Consider the following 16,494-nt stretch of genomic DNA (forward strand, 5'->3'; position numbering starts at 1 on the left):
ATGGCGTCGCGGCCCCTTGAATGCTTCATGAGTCCGAGGGGGCGCGTCCTCGCGGGCACCTTCATCCTCCTGGGCCTTGCGGCCTGTGGAAAGGAGGAGGTGCCCGCGGTTTCCCATCCGTTGGTGTGTGAGAGCCCCGCGGCGTCGCGGGTGCGTCCGCCTCCGGAGGTTCGCGGCCAGACGCAGTGTGGCCCGACCGCTGACTTCACCCCCATCAACAGCTACCAGGGCGAGTTCGCGGACGTCGCGCAGACGGCCGAGGACGCGGTCGTCCTGATTGACGGGCGCTGCACCGGAACACTGATTGAAGCGAGCGCGGGGCCCGTGGTGGTGACGGCGGGGCACTGTGTCGCGCTCGGTGACCGGTCGCTCATCGTCTTCAACTTCGAGGACCAGCCGGACGGAGACCCGCTCATCACCGAGGGCACCGTCATCGAGCAATCGCTCGAACCCGACTACGCGCTCATCCAGCTGGACGTGATTCCCAACGTCACGCCGGTCCTGCTGTCCGCCGTTCCCAGCGAGCGGCTGGCCATCATCCAGCACCCCCGGGGCAAGCCCAAGGTCATCGCCGAGGGCGAGTACCTGGATGCCTGCGACTCGCTGGTCTACTACGTGGACCTGGACACTCTGGTCGGAAGCTCCGGCGCGGGCGTGCTCAACCGTCAGGGCCACCTGGTGGGCGTCCACACCGACGGCGACTGCGACACGACCGGGCGCGGCGCCAACCGGGGTTGGACGATGGACGCGATTGTCGCGGCGTCGCCGTACCTGGTGGACGCCGACATCGTCGCGCGCTGAAGCCAGACCGAGGGGAGACGACCATGTTCAAGAGAGCGGCAGTGCTCGTGGTGGGCTGTGGTGCGTTGCTGTCCGGCTGCGGGACCGACCTGGGGCCGGAGCACCAGGAGATCATCTCCAACCTGGTCGAGGCGGGGTTCCATCCTGGCGACATCCGGGTCGTGGATGAGTCCGTCTACGTGGGCGGCGACGCCCAGGTGAGCATTGACGCGTCCCGCGAGATGCTCCAGTCCGGTGGGGACAGCGCGGAGCAGTACCGGACGACGAACGTGGTCAACAAGTCGCTCGTGCGGAAGATCTGCATCAACCCCACGTCCTCGTTCAGCAGCTACAGCCGCCTCAGCCAGGGCCTGGACCTGGCCATCCAGAACTACAATGCGCTGGGCCTGTGCTTCACGATGGTGCGGGGGCCGTCCGCCGGCTGCAACGCGACCATCACCGCGGCGACCGCGGCGGGCACGGTCTACAACGCGGGCTACCCCTCGGGGGGCCTTCCCTACGGGACCATCACCATCGGCACGGGGTGGAACACCGCGCCGCTCGACACGGTCGAGCACATCATCACCCACGAGCTGGGGCACACGCTCGGCATGCGCCACTCGGACTACTACTCCCAGGTCATCAGCTGCGGCACCGGCGGCAGCGAGGGCACGGCGGGCGTGGGCGCCATCCTCATCCCCGGCACACCCGCCACGTCCTACGTGAACGGGTCCATCTTCAACGCCTGCCTCCCGCCGAACCCGACCGGTGAGTTCACCAGCACGGACATCACCGCGCTGACGTACCTCTACCGCTGCTGAGCGAGGCAAGGGGCAAACGCGCGACGGGGCTCAGTCCGCCTGCGTCGCGCGCTTGGGCGCAAGCTGCGCTTCCAGCGTCCGCGCCCAGTGGGCCAGCACCTTGCGGCGCCGGGCCGTGTCGTCGTGGAGCAGGCTCGCCAGCGCCAGGCCGCGCAGGAGGTCCAGCGTCGCACGCACGGCGTCGCGGACGTCGCGGTCGCGCTCATCCAGTCCCAGCAGCTCGACGGTGAGCCGGTGCACCTCGCGGCCGACCTGTGTCTCCAACGGCAGCAGGATGGCCTTCAGCTCTTCATCCGCCACGGCCGCCACCCAGAGATGGGTGGCGGCGGTGAAGAGCGGGCCGGCGTAGACGTCGTGGAGCAGGTTCAACAGCGGCTCGACGCGCCGCCGGCTCTCCGGCAGGCCGTTCGCGCGCCGCACCAGCTCCTCGACCTGCTGGCGGAAGACGTGCTCGACGGCCGCCGCGACCAGGGCCCCGCGCGTCGGGAAGTGGTGCTGACAGGCGCCGCGTGACACTCCCGCGCGCTCCGCGATGGCGCCCATGGTCGCCCCCGCCCAGCCCTGCTCCACCAGCACTTCGATGGCGGCCGTCATCAGCTTCTGCCGCGTCACCCGGCTGCGCTCCTGCTCCTGCCGTGTCGTGCCGCTCATGGCGACACACTGTTGTGGCGGGAAGAAAAAAGCAATCGTGATTGCTTTATTTGAACGTGGGGGACAGACTCGCCGCTCCCTGGTTCTGGAGGTGCGATGGACGCGCGTTCGCTGCGTATCGGCAATGCATCCGGCTTCTACGGCGACCGCTTCTCCGCGTTCCGGGAGATGCTGGAGGGCGGTCCGCTGGACGTCCTCACCGGCGACTACCTGGCGGAGCTGACCATGCTCATCCTGGGGCGGGACCGGCTGAAGAACCCGTCCAGCGGGTACGCGAAGACGTTCCTGCGCCAGTTGGAGGAGACGCTCGGCCTCGCGGTGGAGCGCAAGGTCCGCATCGTCGCGAACGCGGGGGGCCTCAACCCGGCGGGGCTCGCGAGCGACCTGCGCGCGCTGGCCACGAAGCTCGGGCTGACCGTCAACATCGCGCACGTCGAAGGCGATGACCTCGTCGGACGCGCGGACGAGCTGGGCTTCGACCAGCCCCTCACGGCGAACGCGTACCTCGGTGGCTGGGGCATCGCCGCGTGCCTGGAGGCGGGCGCGGACATCGTCGTCACGGGGCGCGTGACGGACGCCTCGCTCGTCGTCGGTCCGGCGGCCGCCCACTTCGGCTGGAAGCGCGACGACTGGGACCGCCTCGCGGGCGCCATGGTCGCGGGCCACGTCCTGGAGTGCGGAGCCCAGGCCACTGGCGGCAACTTCGCGCGCTTCGGTGAAATCGACGTGCGCCGGCCCGGCTTCCCGCTCGCGGAGCTCTTCGCGGACGGCTCCAGCATCATCACCAAGCATCCGCACACCGGCGGCGCCGTCACCGTCGACACCGTGAAGGCGCAGCTCGTCTATGAGATTGGCGGTGCCCGCTACGCAGGCCCCGACGCGACGGCGCGCTTCGACACCATCGTGGTGGACGCCGACGGGACCGACCGCGTGCGCCTGTCGGGCGTGCGCGGCGAGCCGCCTCCTCCGGACGTGAAGGTGTGCCTGAACCGCCTGGGCGGCTTCCGTAGCGACGCCCAGTTCGTGCTCGTGGGCCTGGACATCGAGGAGAAGGCCGCGCTCGTGCGGGCGCAGCTCGACGCGACGCTCAAGCCCCGGCCCGCCGAGGTCCTCTACACGCTCGCGCGCACCGACCACGCCGACGCTCCGAGCGAGGAGCAGGCGTCCGCGACGCTGCGGGTCACCGTGAAGGACGCCGACCCGAAGGTCGCTGGCCGTTCCTTCAGCGGCGCCGTGGTGGAGCTCGCCCTGTCCAGCTACCCCGGCTTCTTCCTGCCCGCCTTGCCCGGCGACGCTTCGCCCTTCGGCGTCTACACCGCGGCCTATGTGGATGCGGGGAAGGTGCCGCACGTCGCGGTGCTCCCGGATGGGCGGCGCATCGACGTGCTGCCGGCGGAGGCGACGCGCGGGCTGGAAGCCGTGCCTGCGCCGTCGCTGCCCACGGCGCTGCCGCCCGGCCCGTGCCGGCGTGTGCCGCTCGGCCAGGTGGCCCTGGCGCGCAGCGGAGACAAGGGCGGGGACGCGAACATTGGCGTCTGGGTCCGCTCCGACGAGGCCTGGCGCTGGCTGGTGCACACGCTCACGGAGGAGCAGCTGCGCGCGCTGCTTCCGGAGGCGCGGGAGCTCAAGGTCCAGCGGCACGTGCTGCCGAACCTTCGCGCCCTGAACTTCGTCATCGAGGGACTGCTCGGCGAGGGCGTCTCGTCGTCCACCCGCTTCGACCAACAGGCCAAGGCGCTCGGCGAATGGCTGCGCTCTCGCCACGTCGACGTCCCTGAATCGCTCCTGTAGCGCCTCCGCACGCGCCCGAGCCCACCGAGGAAGCCCATGCAGCAGACCCAGGAACACCGCGCCATCCGCCAGACCGTCCGCAAGTTCGTGGAACAGGAGCTGAACCCGCACGTCGACGCCTGGGAGGCCGCGGAGCTCTTCCCGGCGCGGGAGGTCTTCAAGAAGCTGGGCGAGCTCGGGCTGCTCGGCATCACCAAGCCCACGGAGTTCGGCGGGCTGGGGCTGGACGCGTCGTTCTCCGTCGCCTTCGCGGAGGAGCTGGGCCACTGCACCTGCGGCGCGCTGCCCATGGCCATTGGCGTCGTGACGGACATGGCGACGCCCGCGCTCGCGCGCTTCGGCAGCGATGCGCTGCGGCGGGAGTTCCTGGCGCCCACGCTGACGGGCGAGCGCGTCTGCTCCATCGCGGTGAGCGAGCCCGGGGCCGGCTCCGACGTGGCGAGCGTGACGACCACGGCGCGCCGCGACGGCGACGACTACGTCATCGACGGCAGCAAGATGTGGATCACCAACGGCATGCAGGCGGACTGGATCTGCCTGCTCGCCAACACGGGTGACGGGCCCGCGCACGCGAACAAGTCGCTCATCATCGTGCCCATGGACCGCCCCGGCATCACGCGGTCGAAGATCCGCAAGCTCGGCATGTGGGCGTCCGACACGGCGCAGCTCTTCTTCGACGGCGTGCGCGTCCCGGCGCGCTTCCGCATCGGCGACGAGGGGCGCGGCTTCGCGATGCAGATGCAGCAGTTCCAGGAGGAGCGGCTGTTCGTGTCGGCGAGCACGCTGGTCACCTTCGACCGGCTCATCGCGCAGACGGCGGAGTACACGCGGCAGCGCAAGGCCTTTGGCCAGTCCATCCTGGACAACCAGAGCGTGCACTTCCGGCTCGCTGAGTTGCAGACGGAGGTGGAGGCGCTCCGGGCGCTCATCTACCGGACCGTCGCCATGTACATCGAGAACAAGGACGACCCGGAGGTCGTGAAGCTCGCCTCGATGTGCAAGCTCAAGTCGGGCCGGCTTGCCCGCGAGTTGGTCGACGGCTGCCTCCAGTACTGGGGCGGCATGGGCTTCACCTGGGACAACCCCGTCGCCCGCGCCTACCGGGACCTGCGTCTGGGGTCCATCGGCGGCGGCGCCGACGAGGTGATGCTCGGAATCATCAGCAAGGCCATGGGAACGCTGCCCCGCAAGGCGCGCGGCTGAGGAGCTACACGATGGGATACCGTTCAGTCTTCGCCCCGAACTCCTTCGCGGGCCGCACCATCATCGTCACCGGCGCCGGCAGCGGCATTGGACGGTGCACCGCGCACGAGCTCGCGTCGCTCGGCGCGCACATCGTCCTCGTGGGCCGCAAGCCGGAGAAGCTCGCGAAGGTCGCCGGGGAGCTCTCCGCCGAGGGTTACGCCTCCACGCAGCACGCCGTGGACATCCGGGATGAGGCCGCGGTGCGCGACATGGTCGCCGCCGTCGTCCAGACGCACGGCCGCATCCACGGGCTCGTGAACAACGCGGGCGGGCAGTTCCCGTCGCCGCTGTCGCAGATCTCCAAGAAGGGCTTCGAGGCGGTCGTCTCGACGAACCTCACCGGCGGCTTCCTGGTCGCGCGCGAGGTGTTCACCCAGTCCATGAGCGAGCACGGCGGCGCCATCGTGAACATGCTCGCGGATGCCTGGAACGGCATGCCGGGCATGGGGCACTCGGGCGCGGCGCGCGCCGGCATGTTCAACCTGACGCAGACGGCCGCCGTCGAGTGGGCCGCCTCCGGGGTGCGCGTCAACGCGGTCGCGCCCGGCTGGGTCGCCTCCAGCGGCCTGGACACCTACGAGGACCCCTTCGTCCGCGAGATGATCCCCTTCCTGCGAAAGCAGGTGCCCCTGCACAGGCTGGCCACCGAGGCGGAGGTGAGCGGCGCCATCGTGTTCCTGCTCTCCGACGTGGCGGCGTTCATCACCGGCGAGGTCATCCGCATCGACGGCGGCGCGTCCTGCAACACCAAGGCGTTCCCGCTGTCGGAGCACGACAACTCGAAGCCCTACGACGGGTTCCACCTGGCCAAGGGGCCCGCCATCCTCGACGGCCCGAAGGAGAAGTGACGTGCCCACGCTCGTCTCCCAGGTCGAACCGGCCTCCGCCACCTTCACCACGCAGCGCCAGGAGATGCTCGCCCGCGTCGCGGAGCTGCGCGCCATCGAGCAGAAGTCGCGCGACACCGAGCAACTGGCCCGGGACAAGTTCAAGCAGCGCGGGCAGCTGCTCCCGCGTGAGCGACTGGCGCTGCTGCTCGACCGGGGCTCTCCCTTCCTGGAGCTCTCCACGCTCTGCGGCTACAAGCACCACGACGACACCGATGGCTCGCTGGCCGGTGGAAACACCATCATCGGCATCGGCTTCGTGTCCGGCGTGCGCTGCCTGGTGTTCGTGAGCAACTCCGCCGTGAAGGGCGGCACGGCGACGCCCTGGGGGGTCCAGAAGGCGCTGCGCGCGCAGGAGATTGCCCTTCAGAACCGGCTGCCCGTGGTGTCGCTCGTGGAGAGCGGCGGGGCGAACCTGCTCTACCAGCAGGAGATCTTCATCCCGGGCGGGGAGACCTTCTACAACCAGGCGAAGCTGTCCGCGGCCGGCATCCCCCAGGTCACCGTCGTCCACGGCTCGAGCACCGCGGGCGGCGCGTACATCCCGGGCCTGTCCGACCACGTCGTCATGGTGCGCGGCAAGGCGAAGGTGTTCCTCGCGGGCCCGCCGCTGCTGCTCGCGGCCACGGGCGAGGTCGCCACGGACGAGGACCTGGGCGGCGCGGAGATGCACACCACCGTGGCCGGCACGTCGGACCACCTCGCCGAGGACGACGCCGACGGCATCCGCATCGCTCGGGAGATCGTCGCGTCGCTCGGGTGGAATGACGCCCTGCCGGCGTCCGCGCGTCCCGCCTTCGAGCCGCCCCGCTACGCGGTGGAGGAGCTGTGCGGCGTCGTGCCCATGGACCACCGCAAGCCCTACGACTGCCGCGAGGTGATTGCCCGGCTCGTGGATGGTTCCGACTTCTCGCCCTTCAAGGACGACTACGACGCGCTCACCGTCTGCGGCTGGGCGCGCATCGAGGGCAGGGCGGTGGGCCTCATTGGCAACAACGGGCCCATCACCGCGAAGGGCGCGACGAAGGCGGGGCAGTTCATCCAGCTCTGCTGCCAGGCGCGCACGCCCATCATCTACCTGCAGAACACCACGGGCTACATGGTGGGCACGCAGTCGGAGCAGGGCGGCATCGTGAAGCACGGCGCGAAGATGCTCCAGGCCGTGGCCAACGCGACCGTGCCTCAGATGACCCTCCTCCTGGGCGGTGCCTTCGGCGCGGGCAACTACGGCATGTGCGGTCGCGCGTTCCACCCGCGCTTCATCTTCGCCTGGCCCAACGCGCGCACCGCCGTGATGGGCGGTGAGCAGGCGGCGAAGGTGCTCACCATCGTCGCCACGGAGAAGGCCCGGCGCGCGGGGCTGCCGCCCGACCAGGAGTTCCTGGACGGGATGGCGAAGCCGCTCATCGAGCAGTTCGACCGCGAGTCGGATGCCTTCCAATGCAGCGCGCGGCTGTTCGACGACGGCGTCATCGACCCCCGGGACACGCGGCGGGTGCTCGGGTTCATCCTGGCCACGTGCGACGAGGCTTCGCGCCGCACGCTGTCGCCCAACTCCTTCGGCGTCGCCCGGCTGTAGCGAGGGGAATCATGAAACGCATCCACAAGGTGCTGGTGGCGAACCGGGGTGAGATCGCCGTGCGCGTGCTGCGCACGTGCCGCCGGCTCGGGCTGCGCACGGTCGCGGTCTTCTCCGACGCGGACCGGGACGCCCCGCACGTGCGGCTCGCGGACGAGGCCCTGCACCTGGGGCCGCCGCCCGCGAGGGAGTCCTACCTCTCCATCGAGAAGGTCCTCGCCGCGGCGAAGGCGTCCGGCGCGGACGCCATCCATCCCGGGTACGGCTTCCTGTCGGAGAACGAGGACTTCGCGCGCGCGTGCGCGGAGGCCGGCTTCGTGTTCGTCGGGCCGCCCGCGGAAGCCATCGAGCTGATGGGGAACAAGCGGCAGGCGAAGCTGCGCATGCAGGCCGCGGACGTGCCCTGCATCCCCGGCTATGAGGCGGCGCGCCCTGGCGAGTCCCTGGAGGACGAGGCCCTGGTCCGCGAGGGCCAGCGCGTCGGGTTCCCCCTCATGGTGAAGGCGGCGGCGGGCGGCGGCGGGCGCGGCATGCGGCTCGTCCGCGAGCCGGGCGCGCTGCTCGACGCCATCCGCTCCGCGCGCTCGGAGGCGACGAACGCCTTTGGCAGCGGCGAGCTCATCCTGGAGCGGGCCATCGAAGGCGCGCGTCACGTGGAGGTGCAGGTCTTCGCGGACGAACATGGGAACGCCGTTCACCTGGGCGAGCGCGACTGCTCGGTGCAGCGCCGGCACCAGAAGGTGATTGAAGAGAGCCCGTCTCCGGCCGTCACGCCCGAGCTGCGCGAGCGCATGGGGGCCGTGGCGGTGCAGGCCATCCGCGCCATCGGGTATCGCGGCGCGGGGACCATCGAGTTCCTCCTGGCGCCGAACGGCGACTTCTTCTTCATGGAGATGAACACGCGGCTGCAGGTGGAGCACCCGGTGACGGAGCTCATCACCGGGCTCGACCTGGTCGAGTGGCAGCTGCGCGTCGCCGACGGTGAGCCGCTCCCGCTGACGCAGCCGGAGGTCACCTGGCGCGGGCACGCCATCGAGGCGCGCCTGTGCGCGGAGGACCCGGCCAGGGGCTTCCTCCCGCAGACGGGCCGGCTCCTCGCATGGGAGCCGCCGGCGGGGGAGGGCGTCCGCGTGGATCATGGCGTGCGTGAAGGCCAGGACATCACGCCGTTCTATGACTCCATGCAGGCCAAGGTCATCGCGTACGGACCGGACCGCGAGACGGCGCGTGAGCGGCTGGCCGCGGCGCTGCGCGAGCTGACGGTGTTCGGCGTCACGACGAACAGCGCGTTCATCCAGCACGTCCTCGGGCACGAGGCGTTCCGCTCCGGCCGGTACGACACGGGCTTCGTCGGCGCGCACACGCCGCCGGAGACGCTGCAAGCCCTGGGGACGGCGTCCCTGGAGGACCAGGCCATCCTGGCCGCCTTGCTCTTCCACGACGACGCGCAGGCGCTGGCCCGGAAGGGCGGCTTCGACGCGACGCTCACGGGCTGGAGCAGCTCCTACGCCCTGCCGGTGCCGGTCAGCCTGCATGACGGGGCTTCGGAGTTCCGCGCCTCGGTGCGTCCCGTCGCAGCGGAGGCCTACGAGGTCCGTATCGGCGACAGCCCGGTCGCGCTCTCCCTGCGCGGACTCGGCCCCGAGCGCGCGGAGGTGGAGGTGGCGGGGCGCCGCCGCGCGGTCCGCTACCGCCGGGCGGGTGGCACGCTGTGGTGCTCGCTCGACGGCATCACGCGCCAGCTGCGCGACGTGTCCTTCCGGCTGCCCTCCGAACGCGAGCGCGCCAGCGACGGCCGCCTGCGCGCGCCCATGGACGGCCGCATCATCCGGGTGAGCACCGAGGTCGGCGCGACCGTGAAGAAGGGCGACGTGCTGGTGGTGCTCGAAGCGATGAAGATGGAGTCGTCCCTCATCGCGCCCACGGATGGCGTGGTCACCGCGGTGAACGTCACGGTCGGGGCGCAGGTGCCGGCAAGACATGTCGTCGCGGTCGTCTCTCCCGCAGCGAAGGAGGCAGCATGAGTGAAGCACCGCTCGTCCGATACGAAGTCTTTCGTGGCGTCGCGACCCTGACGCTCGATTCGCCGCGCAACCGCAACGCGCTGTCGCGGGCGCTCGTCACGCAGCTGCTGGAGCGGCTGAACGCCGTAGGCGCCGACCCCGGCGTGCGCGCGGTCGTCCTCGCGGCCACCGGCCCCGCGTTCTGCGCGGGGGCGGACCTCTCGGAGATGGCGGATGGAGGCGCCGCGAAGGCACCGGGTGTGCTGCTCGACGTGCTCCGAACGATCGTGACGCTGCCGCAGCCTGTCGTGGCGAAGGTCGCCGGGCAGGTGAGGGCGGGCGGCATCGGCATTGTCGGCGCGTGCGACGTGGCGGTCGTCGCGGAGTCCGTGAAGTTCGCCTTCACCGAGGCGCGCATCGGCGTGACGCCCGCGGTCATCTCCCTCACCACCCTGCCGCACCTGACCAGCCGGGCGGCGAGCCGCTACTTCCTCACCGGTGAGGCCTTCGACGCGGCCGAGGCCGCGCGCATCGGGCTCATCACCTCCGCCGTGCCGGACGCGTCCCTGGATGGCGCCGTGGAGCAGATCCTGGAGACGTTCCGGGTGTCGTCTCCGCAGGGCCTGCGAGAAACCAAGCAGCTGGTGGCCGCCGGCCTGCGCGCGCGCATCGAGTCCGGGGGCGCCGAGATGGTCGCGCTCTCCGGCCGGCTGTTCGCCTCCGAAGAGGCCCAGGAGGGGATGCTCGCCTTCCTGGAGCGCCGGCCTCCCGCGTGGGCCGCGCTGAAATAGGCTGCGGGGGCACCCGGTTCGACCCGACGCCCGAACGGGCGGAATGGAGCACACGATGTCAGCGATCCAGGCACCTCGGTCCCCGCGCATCAGCCGCGTCTCCCTGGGAGACATCGTCCACCGGTCGGCGTTGCGCTGGCCGGAGCGGACGGCGCTCGTCGACGGGGACCTCGAGTTCTCCTATGCGGAGCTCGACCGGCGCTCGAACGCCTTCGCGCACTACCTGCTCGCGCAGGGCCTGCCCCAGGGCGCGCGCATCGCGATGCTCTGCGGCAACTCGGCGCAGATGCTCACGGCGTTCGTGGGCATCTACAAGTCGGGGTTCGTCTGGGTGCCCATCAACACCGGCCTCTCCGTGGAGGCGGTCCGGTACATCCTCGAACACGCAGAGGCGACGCACGCCGTCGTCGACGCTGAGCTCCTCGCGAAGCCCGGGCTGCGGGAGATGCTCGGCGCGCTGGGCACCCGCATCATCGTCTGCGTGCCGGAGGGGCAGGCGGCGCCGGGCGGGGACACCGTCGCGTTCCTGGACACGCTGACGGGGCAGCACGGCACGCTGCCGGAGGTGGACATCCAGAGCGGCCAGCTCGCGCAGATCATGTACACCAGCGGCACCACCGGCCAGCAGAAGGGCGTCATGCATTCGCATGCGTCGGTGCACGCGGCGCTGAGCGGGAACCTGTTCGAGCTGGGCATGCGCTCGTCGGACTCCACCCTCTGCGTGCTGCCGATGTTCCACTGCGCGCAGCACGCCATCGTGATGACGTTCCTGCTGGCCGGGGCGACCGTGGTCGTGCGGCGGGCCTTCGACCCGGGCGCGATGCTCGCGACCATCGAGCAGCGCGGCATCACGTTCCTGCTGGGCCTGCCGGTGATGTACGGCGCGATGCTGGCGCACCCGGCGCGTCCGGCCACGAAGCTGTCCAGCCTGCGCCTGTGCCTCTACGTGATGGCGCCCATGGCGCGCACGATGCTCGTGGAGCTCATCGAGCACTTCTGTCCGGGCGGCTTCGCGCTCGCGTCAGGCCAGACGGAGATGTACCCGGCGACGACCATGTTCAAGCCGGAGCAGCAGCTCAAGCGGTTCGGCTCGTACTGGGGTGACTCGGCCGTGACGAACGAGACGGCCATCATGGACGACGAGGGCCGGCTGCTCGGGCGCGGCGAGGTGGGAGAGATCGTCCACCGCGGGCCGAACGTGATGCTCGGCTACTACAAGGACCCGGAGGCGACCGCGCGGGCGAGCGCCTTCGGTTGGCACCACACCGGCGACCTGGGCATGTTCGACGCCGACGGCCAGCTGCTCTTCGTGGACCGCAAGAAGGACATGATCAAGACGGGCGGAGAGAACGTCCCGTCCATCAAGGTCGAGGAGGTCCTCCTGCGCCACCCCGCGGTGCTTCAGGTCGCGGTGGTGGGCCTGCCGCACGAGCGCTGGACGGAGGCGGTGACGGGCTTCGTCGTGCTCAAGCCCAACGCCTCCGCGGCGGAGGCGGAGCTCAACGCCCACTGCCGCCAGCACCTGGGGGGGTTCGAGGTGCCCAAGGCCATCGTCCTGCTCCCCGCCATGCCGCAGACCAGCACGGGCAAGGCCCAGAAATTCGTGCTCCGGCAGCAGTACGCACGGCACTACGATGCGGGGCGTGACGACCCCAATCCCTCCTGAGTCCTCCCCGCAGAAGAAGACCGTCCTGCCTGGCGTCGCGCTGGGTTTCACCATCGCAGGCCTGTGCGTCGTCTGTCTGTGGCCGGTAGGGCTGGTGCTGGCCATCCTGGCGATGGTGAAGACAGGCAAGCCGGAGCATGCAGGGCGCAGGGGGCTCGCCATCGCGGCCCTCTGCGTGGCGGGGTTGGGGCTCTTCACCATCGGCATCCAGGCCGCCGTCGCTATCCCCAACTTCTTGCAGTTCCAGTCGCGCGCGAAGCAGGCGGAGTGCAAGGTCAACCTGAAGGCGATCTTCACCGCGGCGAGGGTGAGCATGTTGGACGAGGAGCCCCTGGGCAGCTTCGAGGCGATGGGCTTCGAGCCGGGACCGCGCAATCGCTATGCCTATGTGCTGCGGATGCCGGAGGGTGTCATCCCCGTGGCAGGAGACTTCCCCGCGATCGACCCGGCTGAGATCCAGGCGGCCCTTGCGCGGGCGGGAGTGGAGCCCGGAGTGGAGGGGACCTGTCCCGACTGCACCGTGACGGCCGCGTGCGTGGGCAACGTGGACAACGATGACACGCTGGACGTGTGGAGCATCTCCACCGTCGACCGCACGGCGGCCAACGGCGAAGCGATTCCCCTCGGAGCCCCGTACAACCACGTGAACGACGTCCGGCAATAGCAATCCCGGAGTAGGGTCCTGGGTTTCCTCCTTCCCCAGGTATCCATGGACCTCCGGCGATTCCTATCCCTCGTCGCGCTCGCCACGTCTTCGCTCGTGGCGAACGCAGCCCACGCGAACACCGTTTATGGCTTCTGGCAGGGCTCGGGAGGACAGAGCCCCTCCAGCCCGGGCAACCGGGTGTTCCTGCTGGATTCACAGACGTCCAGCCATCCGGTGACGTTCACGCTGACGTCGTCCGCGGATGCCTGGCTGTACCTGCTGGATGCGAACGGCACCATCCTCGCGCAGGACAACAACGGCGGTGGCGGCACGAACTCGCGCCTGGTCGTCACGCTGGCTCCGGGCAGCTACCAGTTGGTCGCGGCGACCGCGCTGTCGGGCCAGAGCGCCGAGTTCACCCTGGCGTCGGACTCCGGGGTGCTGCGCCATCCCAAGGCGCTGGAGGTCCGGCCCACGAGCCGCTTCACCTGGGTCTACGACGATCACGGCACCGGCGCGACGAACGACATCGCTGTCTGGCGCCCGGACCTCTCCCAGACGCCGGGCTTCTTCTCGTTGGGCGACGTGGCCATGCCGAACCGGGGACAGGCGCCCGCGACGACGTTCGTGGTTCGCGGGGAGGGGGACCTGCTCGCGCGTCCGTCCAACTACAACTGGACCTGGGACGACTCCGGCTCTGGTGGAACGCACGACGTCTCCTTCTGGGAGCCGGTCGCGCCCGCGGGCTACACCTGCCTGGGCCACGTCGCGGTGCTGGGCTACTCCAAGCCCTCCACGGACCTCATCCGCTGCGTGCGGAGCGAATACGTGCTGCCCGCCAATCCCGCCTGGGTGTGGGACGACAGGGGCTCTGGCGCGGACGACGACATCGGCGTGTGGCAGGCGGTGGCGCGCGACCACCGCGGCCTGCCCGCTTCCACCTTCGTCTCACGCCCCAGCCACGGCGACACGGGCGGCAACCGCTACTGGGTCCTCAACAAGAGCGCCACGTCCAACGCGGAGCTGCGGGGCCTGCCCGTGGACGCGCAGACGGTGGCGACGTTCGCGCCGCGCGTCTGGCTGCATCCGGACGAGGCTTACTTTCCGTCCTCCACGCAGTTCCACCTGGCCAACGTCCACGAGGAGAACGGCCACCTGGTGACGAACCAGCCGCTGGGCTGTGACTCCTGCACGGATCCGCAGTTCCTGGACGGTCAGCGCCCCAACCAGACGTCTGTGCCTGTCTACGCGCAGGTCATCCCGCGCACCCAGGGCGGTCTGCCGACGAACGTGACGGACGTGCTGTATTGGAATTTCTATCCCTACAACAATGGCAAGCGCGTGTGCATTGGCTGGTATTCGCCCTGGGGCTGCGTGGGCGGCTACTCCACCTTCGGCAACCACGTGGGGGACTGGGAGCACCTCACCGTGCGCTTCATCGACGGGCGCCCCGCGCAGGTCTACCTGAGCCAGCACGCCAACGGGCAGTCCTTCACGTTCGGAGACAAGGCCGTGTTCCTCACCGGCTGGCATCCAGAGGTGTTCTCCGCCAAGGGCTCGCACGGCCTCTATCCGGACGCCGCGCGGCACATCTACGAAACCATCTTCAACGGCGACTTCCTGGCGGACGACACCGGCGCCGGGCTCGCGTGGGACACCTGGAACAACGTGGTGGTCATTCCCTGGCAGCCGGCGGGGACGTACACGGGGTCGCTCGCCTGGATGAACCTCACGGCGTACTGGGGCAACCCCGAGTCCGGCTGCGACAACCCGACCGGCTACTGCGTGAACAGCGGCGGTCCCTCGCCGCTGCGGAACCGGTCGGTGTACCAGCCTGACTACATGACCCTGGAGTAGTCCTAGCGTCCGCCCAGGAGTCCGAAGGGCTTCCACTCCAGGATCTTCAGGTCGAACCCCGCCTGGCGCTTCCCGGCGATCCAATCCTCGAGGGCGCTCAGGGCGGAGGCCTCGTCATCGAAGCGCTGGCGCTCGCCGTCGCGGGTGACCAGCGTGGTGCCGTCCACGATGGCTGACGTGTACTCCGACTTGGGGCCTCCGTAGTTCGCGAGCTCGCGTTCGAGCGGACCCCGGCCGGGAACGACGGTCGTGACGCGCAGGAAGTCTCCTTCGTAGCGGGCCTCCAGCCGCCGCAGCTCCCGTGCGGCGGCGTCGGGCGTCTCGAACTGGAAGCGGAACGTGCGCATCGACCCGTTGTTGTAGCCCGCGTGGAGCTGCACGACGGCGCCGAAGCGTTCAATCTCCAGGAACAGGTCGCCCCGCTTGCGCCAGAAGGTGACGCGCTCCGAGGCCCGCTGCTTCACGTCGAGCTCCGGGGTCGTCCCCTGTCCGAGGAACTCCTTCCCGTCGAAGATGTGCAGGGGCAGGCTCCCCGGGCGCATCAGCCACACCTCGCCTGTCTTGCGCTGGGCGTAGACGACGTCACTCGCGCGCGCGTTCTGCGACGCCCGGGCCGCGATGCCTTCGATGTCCAGGCCCTCGAGCTCCTCGGCGGTGGGCTCATCCGGCTCGCGGACCTGCCGGGGCTGGAGCGTGTCCGTGAAGACGGGCTGGCCCTTCTGGATGCGTTCGAACAGGACGTCGTGGTGGATCTCCCCCAGGTCGATGTTCCACAGCTCGGGGCGCAGGAAGGTGGACGCGAGCGAGGCGGCGTCCTCGCCGGAGCGGCCGTTCTCCAGGTGCTGCTCGGCGTGGACCTCGCCGTAGCAGGTGACGTCGTGGTCGTTCTCGTCGAGGAAGCGCGTGGTGAGGTCACCCGCCACGATGAGGCTGTCGTCGTTGTAGATGCCCTGGATGGCGTCCCGCACCACGAGGTCGCCGAGCACCAGGAAGTTCCCTGACGTCTGGAGCCCCCACGCCGTGCAACGGCCCACGACCACGACCGTCGAATCCGGTCCACAGTCCTCCAGCACGCCCGCCACCTCCAGGTCCCCGAGGATGACCAGGGGCGCGGTGACACGCAGCGAGCCAGCGACCCGCGCGTTGCCCGTGATGACCCGGGCCTCGGAGACGGTCCCTTCGAGCACCGCGTCCTCGGGCGCCAGCAGCTCGCGCATCACCAGGGCCGCGAAGCCGATGGGCGACAGGGGACCGGGACACAGTGCCTCCGCGAGCTGGGACGGGGACCGCTGCGCGTCCTTCTGGAAGACCGCCGCGAGCTCCGAAACCGAAGGCTCACCGTGATGGGAGAGCGCATCGAGGACAGCGCCTTCGAGCCGGGCGTGCACGGCCTCCGCGCGCGGGAGGAATTCGTTCTGGGAGAGGAGCATGGGCGCGCATGCTACCGGCCGGGCGCCGCGCGAGAAGTTGTTTCGGTGAAACCTCGCGACAGGGCGTGACGGTGTACGGCCTGCGCTGTTTTCCTGAGACGGCCGGGCCCATTGCGGAGGCCCGGCCGCGGTTCATCCGCCGCGGCCTACTGGCAGATGGTCTCGGGCGAACACACGCACTGCCCACCGCCCACGCCGGCACACTGGCGGAAGCACGAGCAGTCTTCGTTCATGCAGATGTTGGAGCAGAGGCCAATGGCCTCGGAGTTGGTGGGCATCAGCGCCCCGACGGCGCCACCGGCCACGACGCCCAGCATGAACACGAACTTCACGATTCCCTTGCGCAT

14 protein-coding genes are annotated in these 16,494 nt (G+C 70.1%); 11 read left to right on the forward strand and 3 right to left on the reverse strand.

Annotated elements, in window-relative coordinates; translation table 11 throughout:
- Together D7W82_RS04125 and D7W82_RS04130 are read left to right on the forward strand one after the other, a co-directional pair.
- Positions 1-801: a serine protease gene (locus D7W82_RS04125; RefSeq protein WP_120617071.1), complete on the forward strand. Its 801-nt coding sequence runs from the start codon at positions 1-3 to the stop codon at positions 799-801.
- Positions 802-824: 23 nt separating this feature from the next.
- A complete protein-coding gene (locus D7W82_RS04130) occupies positions 825-1,601 on the forward strand; it encodes a zinc-dependent metalloprotease (protein ID WP_120617072.1) in 777 nt (258 codons plus the stop codon).
- 30 nt (positions 1,602-1,631) lie between these two features.
- Here the strand turns inward: D7W82_RS04130 and D7W82_RS04135 are convergent, their stop codons facing one another.
- Entirely contained in the window at positions 1,632-2,252 is a 621-nt protein-coding gene (locus D7W82_RS04135) for a TetR/AcrR family transcriptional regulator (RefSeq protein ID WP_120617073.1), read from the reverse strand.
- Between the two features lie 96 nt (positions 2,253-2,348).
- Here D7W82_RS04135 and D7W82_RS04140 point away from each other — a divergent pair, with 96 nt between their 5' ends.
- From D7W82_RS04140 to D7W82_RS04180, 9 genes are read left to right on the forward strand one after another with little or no spacing between them, the layout of a single operon-like run.
- Entirely contained in the window at positions 2,349-4,043 is a 1,695-nt protein-coding gene (locus D7W82_RS04140; protein WP_120617074.1) for an acyclic terpene utilization AtuA family protein, read from the forward strand.
- A gap of 36 nt (positions 4,044-4,079) precedes the next feature.
- Positions 4,080-5,246, forward strand: a complete 1,167-nt coding sequence (locus D7W82_RS04145) for an acyl-CoA dehydrogenase family protein (RefSeq protein ID WP_120617075.1) — start codon at positions 4,080-4,082, stop codon at positions 5,244-5,246.
- Between the two features lie 11 nt (positions 5,247-5,257).
- Positions 5,258-6,136, forward strand: a complete 879-nt coding sequence (locus D7W82_RS04150; protein WP_120617076.1) for an SDR family oxidoreductase — start codon at positions 5,258-5,260, stop codon at positions 6,134-6,136.
- 1 nt (position 6,137) lies between these two features.
- Positions 6,138-7,754 (forward strand): acyl-CoA carboxylase subunit beta, encoded by a 1,617-nt coding sequence (locus D7W82_RS04155; protein ID WP_120617077.1) that lies wholly within the window; start codon positions 6,138-6,140, stop codon positions 7,752-7,754.
- 11 nt (positions 7,755-7,765) lie between these two features.
- A complete protein-coding gene (locus D7W82_RS04160; RefSeq protein WP_120617078.1) occupies positions 7,766-9,778 on the forward strand; it encodes an acetyl-CoA carboxylase biotin carboxylase subunit in 2,013 nt (670 codons plus the stop codon).
- Positions 9,775-10,548: an enoyl-CoA hydratase family protein gene (locus tag D7W82_RS04165; protein WP_120617079.1), complete on the forward strand. Its 774-nt coding sequence runs from the start codon at positions 9,775-9,777 to the stop codon at positions 10,546-10,548. The genes D7W82_RS04160 and D7W82_RS04165 overlap by 4 nt, the downstream gene beginning before the upstream one ends.
- Before the next feature lie 55 nt (positions 10,549-10,603).
- Positions 10,604-12,214, forward strand: coding sequence for an AMP-binding protein (locus tag D7W82_RS04170; protein ID WP_120617129.1), 1,611 nt, complete (start codon positions 10,604-10,606; stop codon positions 12,212-12,214).
- Positions 12,183-12,878 carry a pilin gene (locus D7W82_RS04175; RefSeq protein WP_120617128.1) on the forward strand — a complete coding sequence of 232 codons (696 nt, stop codon included), beginning with the start codon at positions 12,183-12,185 and terminating at the stop codon, positions 12,876-12,878. The genes D7W82_RS04170 and D7W82_RS04175 overlap by 32 nt, the downstream gene beginning before the upstream one ends.
- Before the next feature lie 45 nt (positions 12,879-12,923).
- The gene (locus tag D7W82_RS04180; protein ID WP_199727673.1) at positions 12,924-14,717 is read left to right on the forward strand and encodes a Vps62-related protein; all 1,794 of its coding nucleotides are present in this window, start codon (positions 12,924-12,926) and stop codon (positions 14,715-14,717) included.
- Between the two features lie 2 nt (positions 14,718-14,719).
- On the opposite strand, the gene D7W82_RS04185 is transcribed toward D7W82_RS04180, so the two are convergent.
- Together D7W82_RS04185 and D7W82_RS04190 are read right to left on the reverse strand one after the other, a co-directional pair.
- Entirely contained in the window at positions 14,720-16,147 is a 1,428-nt protein-coding gene (locus tag D7W82_RS04185) for a hypothetical protein (protein ID WP_120617080.1), read from the reverse strand.
- A 146-nt stretch (positions 16,148-16,293) separates the two neighbouring features.
- A complete protein-coding gene (locus D7W82_RS04190; protein WP_120617081.1) occupies positions 16,294-16,494 on the reverse strand; it encodes a hypothetical protein in 201 nt (66 codons plus the stop codon).

Origin of the sequence: Corallococcus sp. CA049B (assembly GCF_003611685.1) — a bacterium.
GTDB lineage: Bacteria > Myxococcota > Myxococcia > Myxococcales > Myxococcaceae > Corallococcus > Corallococcus coralloides.

Excerpts from the sequence above, each read along its gene's own strand:
- D7W82_RS04125 (WP_120617071.1), top strand. The coding sequence starts at position 1 with ATGGCGTCGCGGCCCCTTGAATGCTTCATGAGTCCGAGGGGGCGCGTC.
- D7W82_RS04130 (WP_120617072.1), top strand. The coding sequence starts at position 825 with ATGTTCAAGAGAGCGGCAGTGCTCGTGGTGGGCTGTGGTGCGTTGCTG.
- D7W82_RS04135 (WP_120617073.1), bottom strand. The coding sequence starts at position 2,252 with ATGAGCGGCACGACACGGCAGGAGCAGGAGCGCAGCCGGGTGACGCGG.
- D7W82_RS04140 (WP_120617074.1), top strand. The coding sequence starts at position 2,349 with ATGGACGCGCGTTCGCTGCGTATCGGCAATGCATCCGGCTTCTACGGC.
- D7W82_RS04145 (WP_120617075.1), top strand. The coding sequence starts at position 4,080 with ATGCAGCAGACCCAGGAACACCGCGCCATCCGCCAGACCGTCCGCAAG.
- D7W82_RS04150 (WP_120617076.1), top strand. The coding sequence starts at position 5,258 with ATGGGATACCGTTCAGTCTTCGCCCCGAACTCCTTCGCGGGCCGCACC.
- D7W82_RS04160 (WP_120617078.1), top strand. The coding sequence starts at position 7,766 with ATGAAACGCATCCACAAGGTGCTGGTGGCGAACCGGGGTGAGATCGCC.
- D7W82_RS04165 (WP_120617079.1), top strand. The coding sequence starts at position 9,775 with ATGAGTGAAGCACCGCTCGTCCGATACGAAGTCTTTCGTGGCGTCGCG.
- D7W82_RS04170 (WP_120617129.1), top strand. The coding sequence starts at position 10,604 with ATGTCAGCGATCCAGGCACCTCGGTCCCCGCGCATCAGCCGCGTCTCC.
- D7W82_RS04175 (WP_120617128.1), top strand. The coding sequence starts at position 12,183 with ATGCGGGGCGTGACGACCCCAATCCCTCCTGAGTCCTCCCCGCAGAAG.
- D7W82_RS04180 (WP_199727673.1), top strand. The coding sequence starts at position 12,924 with ATGGACCTCCGGCGATTCCTATCCCTCGTCGCGCTCGCCACGTCTTCG.
- D7W82_RS04185 (WP_120617080.1), bottom strand. The coding sequence starts at position 16,147 with ATGCTCCTCTCCCAGAACGAATTCCTCCCGCGCGCGGAGGCCGTGCAC.
- D7W82_RS04190 (WP_120617081.1), bottom strand. The coding sequence starts at position 16,494 with ATGCGCAAGGGAATCGTGAAGTTCGTGTTCATGCTGGGCGTCGTGGCC.